This window comes from Candidatus Villigracilis proximus (genome assembly GCF_016717045.1).
Classification (GTDB): domain Bacteria; phylum Chloroflexota; class Anaerolineae; order Anaerolineales; family Villigracilaceae; genus Villigracilis; species Villigracilis proximus.
In genome coordinates, this window is sequence record NZ_JADJUO010000011.1 from 119,165 (window position 1) to 132,653 (window position 13,489).

Below are 13,489 nucleotides of genomic sequence, written 5' to 3' on the forward strand. Positions count from 1 at the left end.
AGCCTGATGGTCTTGCGAGTACAGGCGTATTTTTTTACAAAGCCCAGGAAAGCATGAGGCCGAAAATCGAAATGATCAAACCAACATGCAGAAGTAGATTGCTGGTTGTTATCAGGTTCCTGGCAGGATGAATTGAAGGATCAAATTTATGATGATCATAGCGATGCCGATGATGGGGAGTAATCCTTTGCGATGCCAAAAATTCAGACATGCGATCCAGAAATTTGGACATTATGCTTCCTCCAGACATCACTATTGTCAATGGTTTCCGTTCTTCAAATCTTCCCGGGGACTGCCTGGCTTCCACTGGCTTTGGCGTGCCAGGGGCGAACTGCGCCAATAACCTGCCGGGGATGCGTCCATGCATAACCATGCCGCCGCGTTCGTGTTCCACGCGTTCCACCTGTCCCAGTTCGTGAAAGAGGGAGATCAATGCGCCTTGTTGATAGGGCAGGCGTACATGAATGGGCGAATAGGATTCGTATAGTTCCTCGCGGATCAGGTGCAGTAAATCTTTGATGCCCGTCCCTTCAATTGCTGAAATGGAAATGGCTTTGGGGAAGTTTTTTAGAATTTCGCGCGCATTTTCAGGATGATGCAAAAGGTCGGCTTTGTTGAGCGCTGTGACCATGGGAATATGATCCGCGTCGATTTCGGCCAGAGTCTCTTGCACTGCTTCGAATTGATTGAGCGCATTGGGATGCGAAATATCAACCACATGCAGGAGCAGGTCTGCTTCTGCGATCTCTTCGAGTGTGGCGTGAAAAGCGGCCACGAGCGAGGTGGGTAGTTTTTGAATGAATCCGACCGTATCTGTGATCAAAGCCAGATCATCACCAGGAAGGAGCACGCGGCGCGTGGTGGGGTCAAGTGTGGCAAATAATTGGTCAGCGACATAAACTTCTGATTTTGCAACCCGATTAAGCAAAGTGGATTTGCCTGCATTGGTATATCCCACAAGCGCAACTGTTGGGATGCGCGAACGTTTGCGTTGAGCGCGATAACGTGTGCGATGCGCTTCCACTTTTTCAAGCTCGCGTTTGATGTGTGTGATGCGGGTGCGGATCTGACGGCGGTCTACTTCGAGCTGGGTTTCACCAGGGCCGCGCAAGCCAACTCCGCCCGCAGAACCGGCACGCCCGCCGCCGCCGCCTGCCTGCCTTTCGAGATGAGTCCATGCACGGGTCAGGCGTGGCAGATTGTATTCATATTGTGCGAGTTCAACTTGCAGCATACCTTCGCTGGTGTGCGCGTGTTGTGCGAAAATATCCAGGATGAGTGCGGTGCGATCAAGCACACGGATGTTGCCCAGCGCTTTTTCCAATTCACGCTGGTGGCGTGGTGACAGTTCATCGTCGAAGATGACTACGTCGGCGAGAGTTTCCTCGGCGAGCGCTTTTAGTTCTTCCACTTTTCCGGGGCCGATATACGTTAACGTGTGGGGACGATCCAGCTTTTGAGTGAGTTCGCCGACTACGTCCACGCCTGCGGTGTCTGCCAGCAATGCAAGTTCGACGAGTGAATCTTCAAGCGCGAGAAATTGTTTTTTACCGTAGAGTTCCACGCCAACGAGGAAGGCTCGTTCACGCGGGGGTGTTGTTGGTTGAGGGATTTTCTTGGACACTGATTTCCGTTTCCGATTCTGATTTGTTTTGCTCAAATTGACTAAATAATTTTGCAATACGCGGGTCTGTCGCTTCGGTGCGTGTAGGCACTAGGACGTGAAATATTGAGCCTTTTAGTTTTACTTCATCATAGCCTTCTGAATCTACCCATATCGTACCACCATGCGCTTCGATAATTCCACGGGTGATGGGCAGACCCAGTCCGGGGCCGCCGCCTTTGAATTTTGTCTTGCCACTGGAGTGCAGGTTGGTTCTGCCTAGTTGACCAAATTTCTCAAAGATGAGGGCTTGATCCTTGGGGGAGATGCCGATGCCTGTATCGGCTATGGTGATCTCAACGAAGCCGGGCAGCAGGCGTCCGTCAATGGTGATCGTGCCGCCATCGGGTGTGTATTTTATAGCGTTGGATGTGACGTTGTGCAGCGCCTGATACAGGCGTTCCGAGTCGCCATAGAGCATAAGTTCAGAGCCTTCAAACTGGTTGACGATCAAATTTTGTTTACGGTCAGCAACCGGCTTCTTGAGTTCATTTTTCAAAAGATTTAATAAATGGCTGATCCATAATGGTTGAAAATTAAGGGTCAGTAAATTATTGTCGATCAATGACACATCGAGCATATCATCAATGATGCGGCGCATCCGCAGGATGCCGGTATTTACGCCTTTTGAGTAAACTTTCGATTTGTGAATGCCCGGAATTCTCAACCACATCCACCATCATGGATGTAACCTTCGATCAGGGTTAGTGGGGTTTTTAATTCATGCGCAGCCACGGAAATAAAATTGGATTTGTTGTGATCGAGTTCCTGAAGTTTTACCTGCGTTGCATTCAACTCGCTGGAGATGTGTGCTACGCGTGTTTCCATCTCATAACGTACGACCACGCTCAGGCTGTGTGTGAAAATCGGGATGACCGCGCCGAGCACTTCCAGCGCTTCTTCATGATCTAGGTTTTCGCGCACTACTTCCATGGTCAGGGCGATCATGCGATTCATGACAAATGAGACGAAGTACTCGCCTTCTTCAAGATTGGTTTCAGTGGGGGAGTGTCCCCAATCATAGAGGATCGGGTCAAGCCAGGCAGTATCGCCGGTCATAACAGTTTGTTCAAGCAGATTGTAAAAGCGTTCCAATTGCTCCACGAAGCCGGCGCGCACGCCCTCTCCGCGCGCCAATTCGCGGGAGATGCGTTCTACCCAAGGGGTGTGTATTTTTTGCAGTGAGTCCTGGATCGCCATTTTCTTAAGTTTACGCCCTGTTTAGATTTTTGACCATATCGGTTTGCCATTTGCGCGGGGCTTTTGCGTTGCTTCCTTCGGCTATGCCCGGTTATGGTTTCGTTTTCTCTACGACCCAGTGCCAAAGGGTATCGCCGACAGCTTGCAGGCTTTCGGCAGAGACTTTATCCGGGGTATCCTGTGTGGTGTGCCAGTAGGGATAGTCAAAATCGATCAGGTCAACGGCCGGGATGCCTGCTTCGAGGAATGGGGTGTGGTCATCCAACATACTGAATTTTTCTGTGTTGATAAATTGCTTGCCGTAGCCAAGTTTATTTGCAGTACCCCAAATTTCAGTGCGAATGGCGACATCTGAATTTTTTTTCAAGATGGATATTTAAATCCGCGTCGCCGATCATATCTACGATGACAACTGCTTCAGGCCGAATGGGGATTTCTTCGGCGAAGGCACGCGAACCTAAGATCCAATCCCAGCCTTCGATGCGGCCATTGTCTTCGGTGTCGAAGAAGACCAGCCAGACGGGGACTGTGTCTGCGGGTATTGAGCGTGCGAGCTCAAGCAGAACCGCCACGCCCGATGCGCCGTCGTTTGCGCCGGGGACGGGTTCTGCGCGTTTGGTCAGGTCGGGGTCGTGGTCGGCGATCATGCGTGTGTCGTAGTGTGCGCCAAGGATGACCTGCGGTGGCTCTGCATTTCGTTTGGCGATAATGTTGTAAATGGGATGTCCCATTCGCTCTGACTCGTGAACATCCACGATCCAGCCGGCGGATTCCAATTCTGCGATCATCCATGCGCGGGTTTTGGCATGACCCTCTGTTTCAGGGATGCGCGGGCCGAAGTCTACCTGGGTTTGCACGTCTGCGTAGGCGCGGGAACTGTCGAAGGAAACAGGAGCAGGCTCAACGTTTAGAAAAGATGCGATGTACCATCCAACGACGAGAGTCAGTAAAAGTCCGATCAATATCAGGTAAGTGGAGACTGCCCGTTTAGTCATGTTTTTCATCCAAATAACTTTTTAGCATATTTGCGGCGCGATCTGCGTAGAGTTGACCACGTTCACGTTTACCGGTTCTTTTTTCAAGTGCAAGCGGCGGGAGGATGCCGAAGTTGGCTTTCATGGGTTGAAAATCTTTGAGGTCGGCATGGGTGATGTAGTGACAGAGTGCGCCGAGCATACTTTCGTTGGGCAGGGTGAGCGGTGTTTTGTTTGCCAGCAATCGCGCGGCGTTGATGCCCGCCAGCAGACCGGTGGCGATGTTGCCCATATAGCCTTCAACGCCGGTGATCTGACCTGCGAAGAAAAGATCATCACGCGTGATATGTTGCAAGGTGGGCGCAGCACCTTTGGTGATGCAACAAATGTGTTGCGGTGCATTTGACCAAAGCGTTCGAACTCGGCATTTTCCAAACCGGGGATCATGCGCAGGACGCGTTTTTGTTCGGGAAATTTTAAATTGGTTTGAAAGCCGACGAGGTTGTAAAGACTCGCTGCGAGATTATCCTGACGAAGCTGAACGACCGCGTATGGACGTTTGTCAAAGCGCGGATCACGCAAGCCGACCGGGCGCATGGGGCCAAAGGCTAGTGAATCGCTGCCGCGCTCGGCGATGATCTCAATTGGCAGACAGCCTTCAAAGAATGCGCCGGCTTTGACTCCGGCGAGAATTGCATCTTCAAATGAACGCAGTTCGATACGTTCGGCGCTTTGCAGTGCCTGGACGAATGCGTAGTATTCATCTTTTGTGAATGGGCAGTTGATGTAATCGCCTTCGTCCTGATCGCCTTTGCCGTATCGTGAGGCGCGGAAAGCGATGTTCATGTTGATTGAATCCGCGTGGACGATGGGTGCGATGGCATCGAAGAAAAATAGATGCTCTTCGCCGCTCAATTTTGCAATGGATTGTGAAAGGCTGTCTGAGGTGAGTGGTCCGCTGGCGATGATGACGGGCGTTTGCGGAATTTCCTTCATCTCTTCGCGGATGATCTCGATCCTCGGGTGGCTTTGAATTTTTGCGGTGACCAAACGCGCGAAAGCTTCACGATCCACGGCCAGAGCGGCGCCTGCGGGGAGTGCGGTGGCTTCAGCGCATTCAAGCAGCATGGAGTTGAGTGTACGCAGCTCGTTTTTGAGGACGCCAGAAGCCCGGTCTGGTAGATTCGAGCCGAGGGAATTTGAGCAAACCAATTCGGCAAGGTCGCCGCCGAGGTGTGCGCCTGTGGGATTATTTGGGCGCATTTCGTAAAGTTTTACGTTGATGTTGTTTTGGGCAAGCTGCCAGGCGGCTTCACTGCCTGCCAGCCCGCCGCCGATGATGGTGATCTCTGTCATTTAAGTATTTTACCAGTAGAGAGAATGTATCATTTGAATCAATAATTGTACAATTGATGATTCAGGGATTTTTCATTCACCAAGTGCGCTATAATCTCAAAAGAGTTGTATTTATTAACTTTCTTTGCGCAGTTTTTTCAAGAAGTCATTTTTGTTTCAACCGCGGAATTTTTGCGCAGGGTGCGTTAGTAGAAAACTGTTTTTCAGGAAGAGTAAAAAAATAATAGGAGAAAAAATGAACGAACAATATCAACCGCAAAATACGAACAACAATGTTTTACCTCAGAGCACCATGGCGATTGTCAGTCTGGTTGCTGGAATATTGGGCTTCACATTATTTCCGGTCATCGCAAGTATTGTTGCAATTTTTACCGGGTATGCTGCGCGCAAAGAAACCCGTTCCGTGCCGCCAATTGCCTCCGGTGACGGCATGGCAACCGCAGGCATCATCATGGGTTGGATTCAAATTGGACTGGCGATCGTTTCTATTTGTTGTCTCATCGTTTATTTTGTTTTTGTGATCGGCCTGGTCGGAAGCAGCGCAGGACAATACTAAATTCGTTATTAACTCATGGTGTTGATACTCTGAAACTCTTAAAATTGGAGCGCTGAAAAACGCAGATGAACGCGGAGTCTCAGCGCTCCAAATCAAAAGATAGGGGCGGGGGTAGAGTCGACACGAAAATAATCCACAATGGGTGATTGGGGATGTGTTTCCTGGCCTTTGTGGATAAATTTGATTTGTATAATATCGAATGTATACAGTACTCCCAATCACATCGAAAGTTGAGGTTCATGTGCGGGTATAATTTGAATCATAGCCATGCAAACTGATACCGGTATTGAAACTCCGCTCAAGGAAGCCGTGCAACTCTCCGCAGCCGTGTGGGCTGTTTTGGCAGAACGCGTTGGCGGAGCGTGGTTGTTGCGCGCTGTGTATCACCTTAATAAATCCGCGCAAAATGAATTGATGAGTCTGATGGCAAGACCGTCCATTGATGCGTGGTTGTGCGGCGCATTAAGCGGGGGACATTCACGCTCAAGCGCAATTCCCGAAGGCCACAATCTTGTCGTTGAACGATTCTTGCCTTTCCCGTCACGGGATCGTCACAGGCTATTTTGGTCGGTGCTGATGAACAAACTGCTGACGCTCAACGCATTTGGAAATTAACCGCTTCGCTGCTTGCCGGTCATTCCATTTCCCCCAATCAACCGTTTCTACCTGACCTGCAATCTGGTTTGGCCTCCGATCTGCCGCTTGCCATCGAAAAAGTGTTAAGCGCCTTTGTGCAGGGAGTTACCTGTCAGGGTGCGTGGCTGGCGATTCGTCGTGGAGAGTCGCTTGATATTCAGGCTGAATGGAACGACACAAAGGCCAAAGGCGTGTCCATGCTAATTGACGAGAATCCAATTCTCCGTCGCGTGAACCGTTCTTTATCCGATGTGATCATTACGCATGAGCAGCCCAATTGGGATAATCTTCCATACGGCACGCTTAAGTCTGGCACTAAAAATTGGATATGCCTGCCGCTGGTGATTGGTCAACGCCTGATCGGCGTGGTTACGTTGTGGCGGCAAAACGAATTTTCGCGCACTGAGCTGGGACAATTACGCGAACTCGCCGCGCGCGTTTCACCTTCCATTGAAGTATTGGTCACGTTTTCAGAAATGGCCGCGCACTTACGGCGGCTTGGTCTGCTCAACGATTTTGTACTCACGGTTTCCTCCGCTCAAAATTTGGACCAGATCGCGCGGCGTATGTTTGGTTTGCTCTCGCGTGCTTTTAATACCGAGTTGATCGCTTTATTTTTGCGCTCCAGCGATGGCCGCGTGCTGCGTGATTACCGCATGTTTGAAGGCAAGATGAATGTCATCAGTGTTTCACTTGCCGGTCATTCGATTCAGCCGGTGCTCAAAGAGGGGCGTGTGCGTCGTGTCGTGGATACGATCAAGGAAGGTTTCGTGCCTGTGCATAAAGGGCGCGTTCCCTGTTGATCGTTCCGTTTAAATATCGCGGTCAATCCACTGGCGTGTTGATTATTGAAAACCTGCGCGCCGAAGCCTTTAGTCAATACGATGAACATTTGATGGTCGTGATCACCAGTCATCTGGCCGGGTTGATCGAATACACCCGTCTGCGTGAAGAGGCCGAAGGGCGTGCGCGCAGCCTGGGATTAATTCATGAAGTGGTGCAGCAAGTCATTGGCTTGAACGATAAAAAAGAAGTGGCTTACATCACGGCGGATCTGGTGGCGCAATATTTCAAATATGAACTGGCCGCCATCTTGCTGATAGATGATGAACAGAAATATTCCATTCAAGGCATTGGCGGTACGCAATCAGAAACGGTAAAGCGTGCGCTGGCGGGGCAGGGTTTTCTTTTGCCGAATGGCGTTACGGGACATGTCTCTCAAACCGGTGAGAGTATTTTGATCAATGATACAAAACTTGAAAAACTACATGTTCCGTTAAAAGGCTGGGCTGCTCGCTCCGAAATTTGTGTGGCATTAAAAGACGGCGAAAATATATTGGGTATTATTGACGTGGAAAGCCGCGAGCAAAATGCATTTACCCATAACGATCTGATCGCCATCGAATCTCTCGCGGGTATTCTGGCGGCGGTCATCTCCAGCGCGAATCAATATCAAAAGTTACAGGAAACCATTCGTCAGTTACGCACGATCGAGATCGAATTGAACGCCCGCATGGAGGCGCAGCGCTCTGCAGAGAATCGTCTCATTCAAGCTGCCAAACTTGCGGCAGTGGGTGAAATGGCGGCAGGCATCGCGCATGAATTGAATAATCCGCTGACCACAGTCACCGGGTTTTCAGAACTCGTGCTTGAAGAACTACCCGATGGCTCGGCGCATCGCGAAGAATTGGAGATGGTCTTGCGCGAAGCCCGCCGTGCCAGCGACGTGGTGCGTCGTCTGTTGGATTTCTCACGTCAGGGTGAGCGCACACGCATCCGCGCCGATATCAATGAAGTTGTGAACGATGTAATCGCGCTGACCCGGCATTTAATCCACACCAACAATGTGGAGTTGCGGATCGAGCTGAATGAGAGTCTGCCCTGGGTCTCGATCGACCATAATCAAATGAAACAGGTATTGTTAAACTTAATTCACAACGCTCTGCAAGCCATGCCCAAAGGCGGCGAACTGCAAGTCGGTACAAGCACCGCCAAACGGGACGAAAGAGACTGGGTCATTATGTCTGTCAAAGACAGCGGAATTGGAATTAAACCCGCAGACCAGGAGCGTATTTTTGAACCATTCTTCACCACCAAAGGAGATCGCGGCGGCACAGGCTTGGGCCTCTCGGTCACGTATGGCATTATCACTGACCACGGCGGCACCATTGAAATTTCAAGCGAGCCAGACAAAGGCTCGATCTTCGCTGTCTGGCTGCCTATTTAATAATTATGGAAACACCTTTTGTATTTGTTGTAGATGACGAACCCGGCATTGCACTCCTTTGCAAACGCCTGTTGACTCGCGCCGGTTACAAAGTGGAAACCGAAACCGCTCCACGCAAAGCCATTGAATATCTCAAGGAAAATAAAATAGACCTGATGCTGGTTGATATTCGAATGCCAGAAGTAGACGGCTTTGAAGTGATTCAACACGCACAGCGCCTTCAGCCCGATGCAGCCATGCTCATCATGACCGGACATGGAACAGTTGAAACCGCCATTCGCGCCCTGCGCCAGGGCGTAGACGGCCTGATTCTCAAACCGTTCGGTCAGGGAAGCGAATTAATAGACGCCGTCAAGCTGGCGCTGGCAGATAGCCAACAAAAGCGTGACGCCGCCCGCACACAAGCCTTACGTCCGCTATTCTCCGTCACCGAATCTTTGCTTTCTGAAACACGCCGCGAACCATTGCTCGATCTCATCATCAGTGCAATTTGCGGGCACTTGCAATGTTCACACGCCGCCTGCTATCAGCAAAATGCCGATAACAAAAATTTTACCCTGCTAACCTCACGCGGCACGCAACCCCCACAAACTTTTTTTGAATTAATTTCCCGTGTAGATGCATCCGCTACGCCTTTGCTGATCAATGCCAAAGGGCCGGGTGACGCCGCCCTAAAAGCGCATCTCGCTGACCTGAAACTGGGTGCGGCGATTCTGGTTCCAATTCTCCGCCCGAACATGCGTATGGTGTTATACGCTGCCCGCGACCTTAATCAACCTCCATTCCGCGAATCAGACCTTGAATTATTTCAGATCCTCGCGCGTCAGGCCGCTGCGGCTCTGGAAAACGCCCGGCTCTATGCCGAGCAGCTTGATTATGTTCGCAAAGTGGAAGAGTCTCAAAAGGCCTTATTACAAGCCGAGAAAATGGCCGCCGCCGGACGCCTAAGCGCATCCATTGCGCATGAGGTGAATAATCCATTACAGGCAGTTCAAAACTGTCTGCATCTTGCCGGGCGTGAAGACCTGCCCGCTGAAAAACGAAAGGAGTATTTTGATCTTGCCCGCACAGAACTGGAAAGACTCATGCTTACCGTCCGCCGTATGTTGGATTTTTATCGTCCCAGTGCAACCTCCCTCGAAAAAATCGACCTTACCGAAATGCTGCGATACATTCTAAACCTTATGTCGAAACAGCTCTCTGAAGGGAATGTCAAAGTTTCAGTTGATTCCTCGGGGAAGATCCCTTCGATACAGGCGGTAGGCAGTCAAATACAGCAGGTATTTATTAATTTGATCCTAAACGCCGCTGATGCAATGCCCGACGGCGGTGATTTAAAGATCAACACTCATCCGGTCAAAGGCGGCATTGAAATGATATTCCAGGATAATGGCAAGGGAATTCCAAAAGAAAAACAACACAATATTTTTGAGCCATTCTTTAGTACAAAGGATGGCGGCACAGGCCTGGGCCTGACCAGTGAGTTACAATATAATCACCGCACACGGAGGCACGCTTGAGTTGCTCACTGATCGCGAACCCGGCGCTTGTTTCCGCATATTCTTGCCTGTAGGAGGAAAACAATGAAATCAAATATTCTTGTAGTGGATGATGAACCTGTTGCGCGTCAATCGTTGACAGATATTCTAAAACTTGAAGGATACAACGTGGCCTCAGCCCCCAATGGACAGGCCGCAGTGGAACATGTTCGCACGCATTCGATCGATCTAATGATCGTGGATTTGCGTATGCCCGGCATGGATGGATTGGAAGTGGTGCAGGTGGTTAATCAAATCGCGCCTGATACCGAGGTGATTTTATTAACCGCCTTCGGTTCCACAGAAACCGCCATTCAAGCCTTGCGCCTGCGAATCCATGATTATCTTTTGAAACCTGCTTCTCCAGTGCAGATCATCGCAACGGTTAAAAAAGGTTTGGCGCGCCGTTCTGGAAAATCACGCGTGAGTAATGCGCTCACCAATGATGTTGTGGATGAAGCAACGATTGTGTTTAGTCTAAAAGATGGCACAACCGTTGATCTTTCCCGCCGTCAGATCAAACACAAGAGCAAGGTTGAGCATCTCACTCCCGCTGAAGGCAGATTACTGCGTATTTTGATGGAGAATGAGGGCAAGGTATTTTCTCATCGTGAACTGGTGCTGCTAGTGCAGGGATATGATACATCGCAGCGTGAAGCGCCCGAGATCCTGCGTCCGCTGGTCAGCCGGCTGCGTCATAAACTAGATCAGTTCCCTTCGCTGTCTGAACGGGTGGTTAGTGTGCGTGGAACTGGCTATCTGTACGAAGGAAACAAATAGGCAAAAAAAAAAGGATCGCCTATGGCGATCCTTCTCTTTTTTTGTTGACTAGCGGTCATACGGCGACCAAAGATATCTTTTGGCAGGCCGGGTGCGCGAATCCACGATAGCCAGCCTGTTTTTCCAGCATGTGTGGGCGGAGTCGACTTCTCCAGCATAACGAGAGTCAGGCTCAGGCCAAGTGTGATCGCGCCCAGCCATTGGAGGAAGGAAAACTCCTCGCCCAGCCAAATGTTACTAAAGATGATCGCGATCAAAAGTTCAGCGAGTCCAAGCAGGGCGGTTTGCATTCCGCCAATCTTTTTTACGCCAAGGAAAAGTGCGATCCGTGAGAAAACGGTGACAAGGGTTAATCCCGCCACAGGCAGCCATGGGATGTTTGCTGCGGGCCAGGCTCTATCAAATAGAAAATATGCGGGAACCACAATGGCGCTCATGGAAAGCAAGGTATACAAAGCAACTGTAGGCGCGGGCACTTCATAAAGCACGCGTTGATTGATGGGCAGATGCATGGCATATAAGATTGCCGCGCCGATCATCATTAGCACCCCTGTAAAATCTGCCGAACGTTCAGGGATGCTGGTCAGCAAAAGCACTGCCACAGTGGCAAGTACGATCCGAAAAAAAGTAAGCCGGCTTGGGGGTTGGTGGTCGAGCGTCAACCAGAGTGCAACAAAAAAAGGGTATAACGAATAGAGCAGTTGCCCGAGGCTGGCATTTAATCTTTCAAGCGCGAGATAATAGAGCAGCGACCCAAACCCATTGATCGCGCCTGCGAGCATACAACCTATTAATCCAACAGGGAAGATGTATAAGTATTGCCTGTAAAATATTCCAATGGTGAGTAAAAGGATTGCGGCGGCAAAACTTGTGCGCAATGCAACAACTGCAAACGGCGTAAAGCCCTGACTGATGGCTAGTTTGCCAAAGACGGGAGCCAACCCGAGAAAAAATGCAGAACTGAAAGCAGCTAAAACTCCGGCTGTTTGCTTTTTTTGCAAAAATACCGCCTTTTACATTCAGTGAGAAAGGAAGAATATCACTTAATAAGTGACTTTACTTCTTCGAGGAATTCATCGTTAAGGAAATCCCCTTTTTGCATGAGTGACTGGATCTGATCACCAAGCCTGTTTTTTTCATCGGGCGTTAGTTCTTTGCTGTGGCAACAATGACCGGAATGGTTGCGGTTTCCTGTTTTGAGCGCAGGGCTTCGATCACGGTAAAGCCGTCCATTTCGGGCATCATCAGGTCGAGAATCACCAGGTCTGGTAATTCCCGCTGGATCATTTCAAGGCCTTCCCGTCCATTACTTGCTTCGAGAATGGTGAAGTTACCTTGTGATTGTAATATCCTGCGAATCAGCCGGCGGGCTTCGGTGGTGTCTTCCACAATTGCGATCTTGGGGAATCGTTCAGGGGCAACCTGGGTTAAGGCAGAGAGTAAACCTTCCTGCGGAGTTCCTTCACGTTCACGTGTTGGGAACTTAACATCGCGTGACCAGTTTTCACCAAGAATGCTTGGGTCGGCTGGCATTGTATGACCTGTGCAAGTTAACCACTACGGTGTCGCTGGGCTTGATGATTCCGGCGCGAATCAATTTAAATAATCCGGCAAAGGCCACGCCTGCGGCGGGTTCGGCTGATATTCCTTCCATTTTGGCAAGCACATGCATGGCACGGAACGCTTCTTCGTCTGCCACGCTTTCAAAGACACCATTTGTGCTATTCACATATTCACGCAGAAATTCGTAGGCGCGGCCAGGGTCGCCGGTTGCCAGTGTTTCAATGCGCGTCATTGGCGATAGAACAGGTTCAGCTTTCTCCAATCCTTTTTTCCAACTATGCGCCATGGGGGCGCAGCCTTCCGCTTGAATGGGGGCAAAAGCAGGGATACGGTCTGTCCATCCCATTTGTTTCATTTCGCGGAAGCCTTTATAAACGCCGATGGGCCCCATACCGCCACTGATGGCTTGCACATACCAATCCGGTGTGCGCCATGGAAGGTCTGGATTGGTTTCCTGCACACCCTGAATCGAAGTTAACTGCTCTGCAATTTCAAAAGCGATGGTCTTCATGGCTTCAATGGACGTGATGGTACGCGCGCCCATGTCTTGATACAAGTGGCGTTGACGTGCAAACTCAGCGGCAACCTGTTTGCATTGATCGTAAGAGCCGGTGATCTTAATCACCTGGCTGCCATAAAGTGCGATCTCACGCATCTTTACCCCCGGCACAAGGCTTGTGACAAAGGCCCACAGTTTCATCCCCGCACGCGCGGCATAGGCTGAATAAGAGATGGCTACATTTCCTGTAGATGCCGCCACCATTTCGGTGATGCCCGCCTCTTTTAACGCAGCAATCGTAACTGAAGCCTGTCTATCCTTAAATGAAGATGTCGGTCCCTGCCGCTCATCTTTAATGTAAATATTTGGGCAGCCGAGCATCATGCCTAAATTCACAGCACGAATTAACGGTGTGCCGCCTTCGCCCAGCGACAAACTTACATTTGGGTTTCGAATGGGAAGTAGTTCGCGATAACGCCAAAGGTCCAACGGACGAT

Annotated in this window: 14 protein-coding genes and 1 pseudogene; 6 read left to right on the top strand and 9 right to left on the bottom strand. The window is 50.2% G+C overall.

Annotated features, from left to right (window positions below; all coding sequences use genetic code 11):
- Positions 1 to 34: 34 nt before the first annotated feature.
- The 6 genes and pseudogenes from hflX to trmFO form a co-directional block, all read right to left on the bottom strand.
- The gene (hflX, locus tag IPL71_RS13855) at positions 35 to 1,624 is read right to left on the bottom strand and encodes a GTPase HflX (protein ID WP_345322522.1); all 1,590 of its coding nucleotides are present in this window, start codon (positions 1,622 to 1,624) and stop codon (positions 35 to 37) included.
- Positions 1,584 to 2,336, bottom strand: coding sequence for a sensor histidine kinase (locus tag IPL71_RS13860; protein WP_345322523.1), 753 nt, complete (start codon positions 2,334 to 2,336; stop codon positions 1,584 to 1,586). The genes hflX and IPL71_RS13860 overlap by 41 nt, the downstream gene beginning before the upstream one ends.
- Positions 2,327 to 2,863 (bottom strand): sensor histidine kinase family protein, encoded by a 537-nt coding sequence (locus IPL71_RS13865; RefSeq protein WP_345322525.1) that lies wholly within the window; start codon positions 2,861 to 2,863, stop codon positions 2,327 to 2,329. Before IPL71_RS13865 ends, IPL71_RS13860 begins: the two co-directional genes overlap by 10 nt.
- Positions 2,864 to 2,954: 91 nt before the next feature.
- Positions 2,955 to 3,230, bottom strand: a complete 276-nt coding sequence (locus tag IPL71_RS13870; RefSeq protein WP_345322527.1) for a M28 family peptidase — start codon at positions 3,228 to 3,230, stop codon at positions 2,955 to 2,957.
- Entirely contained in the window at positions 3,196 to 3,858 is a 663-nt protein-coding gene (locus tag IPL71_RS13875; RefSeq protein ID WP_345322529.1) for a M28 family peptidase, read from the bottom strand. The genes IPL71_RS13870 and IPL71_RS13875 overlap by 35 nt, the downstream gene beginning before the upstream one ends.
- Positions 3,851 to 5,193: pseudogene (trmFO, locus tag IPL71_RS13880) on the bottom strand (methylenetetrahydrofolate--tRNA-(uracil(54)-C(5))-methyltransferase (FADH(2)-oxidizing) TrmFO). Before trmFO ends, IPL71_RS13875 begins: the two are co-directional and overlap by 8 nt.
- Before the next feature lie 235 nt (positions 5,194 to 5,428).
- Between trmFO and IPL71_RS13885 the strand changes: the two are divergent.
- From IPL71_RS13885 to IPL71_RS13910, 6 genes are all read left to right on the top strand, one after another.
- On the top strand, positions 5,429 to 5,749 hold the full coding sequence (locus tag IPL71_RS13885) for a DUF4190 domain-containing protein (RefSeq protein WP_345322531.1): 321 nt from the start codon (positions 5,429 to 5,431) through the stop codon (positions 5,747 to 5,749).
- Positions 5,750 to 6,016: 267 nt separating this feature from the next.
- Positions 6,017 to 6,364 carry a hypothetical protein gene (locus IPL71_RS13890; RefSeq protein ID WP_345322533.1) on the top strand — a complete coding sequence of 116 codons (348 nt, stop codon included), beginning with the start codon at positions 6,017 to 6,019 and terminating at the stop codon, positions 6,362 to 6,364.
- Positions 6,313 to 7,188, top strand: coding sequence for a GAF domain-containing protein (locus IPL71_RS13895; RefSeq protein WP_345322535.1), 876 nt, complete (start codon positions 6,313 to 6,315; stop codon positions 7,186 to 7,188). The genes IPL71_RS13890 and IPL71_RS13895 overlap by 52 nt, the downstream gene beginning before the upstream one ends.
- Entirely contained in the window at positions 7,185 to 8,612 is a 1,428-nt protein-coding gene (locus tag IPL71_RS13900) for an ATP-binding protein (RefSeq protein WP_345322537.1), read from the top strand. Before IPL71_RS13895 ends, IPL71_RS13900 begins: the two co-directional genes overlap by 4 nt.
- Positions 8,613 to 8,617: 5 nt before the next feature.
- Complete coding sequence (locus IPL71_RS13905; protein WP_345322539.1) at positions 8,618 to 10,132, top strand: hybrid sensor histidine kinase/response regulator; 1,515 nt, start codon at positions 8,618 to 8,620, stop codon at positions 10,130 to 10,132.
- Positions 10,133 to 10,195: 63 nt separating this feature from the next.
- Positions 10,196 to 10,930 carry a response regulator transcription factor gene (locus IPL71_RS13910; protein ID WP_345322541.1) on the top strand — a complete coding sequence of 245 codons (735 nt, stop codon included), beginning with the start codon at positions 10,196 to 10,198 and terminating at the stop codon, positions 10,928 to 10,930.
- Here IPL71_RS13910 and IPL71_RS13915 read toward each other — a convergent pair.
- The 3 genes from IPL71_RS13915 to IPL71_RS13925 all read right to left on the bottom strand — a co-directional run bounded on the left by IPL71_RS13915 (position 10,906) and on the right by IPL71_RS13925 (position 13,481).
- A complete protein-coding gene (locus IPL71_RS13915) occupies positions 10,906 to 11,931 on the bottom strand; it encodes a DMT family transporter (RefSeq protein WP_345322542.1) in 1,026 nt (341 codons plus the stop codon). The two genes, IPL71_RS13910 and IPL71_RS13915, sit on opposite strands and share 25 nt — an antisense overlap.
- A gap of 145 nt (positions 11,932 to 12,076) precedes the next feature.
- Positions 12,077 to 12,463: a response regulator gene (locus tag IPL71_RS13920; protein WP_345322544.1), complete on the bottom strand. Its 387-nt coding sequence runs from the start codon at positions 12,461 to 12,463 to the stop codon at positions 12,077 to 12,079.
- Entirely contained in the window at positions 12,435 to 13,481 is a 1,047-nt protein-coding gene (locus tag IPL71_RS13925) for a threonine synthase (RefSeq protein WP_345322546.1), read from the bottom strand. Before IPL71_RS13925 ends, IPL71_RS13920 begins: the two co-directional genes overlap by 29 nt.
- Positions 13,482 to 13,489 lie beyond the last annotated feature (8 nt).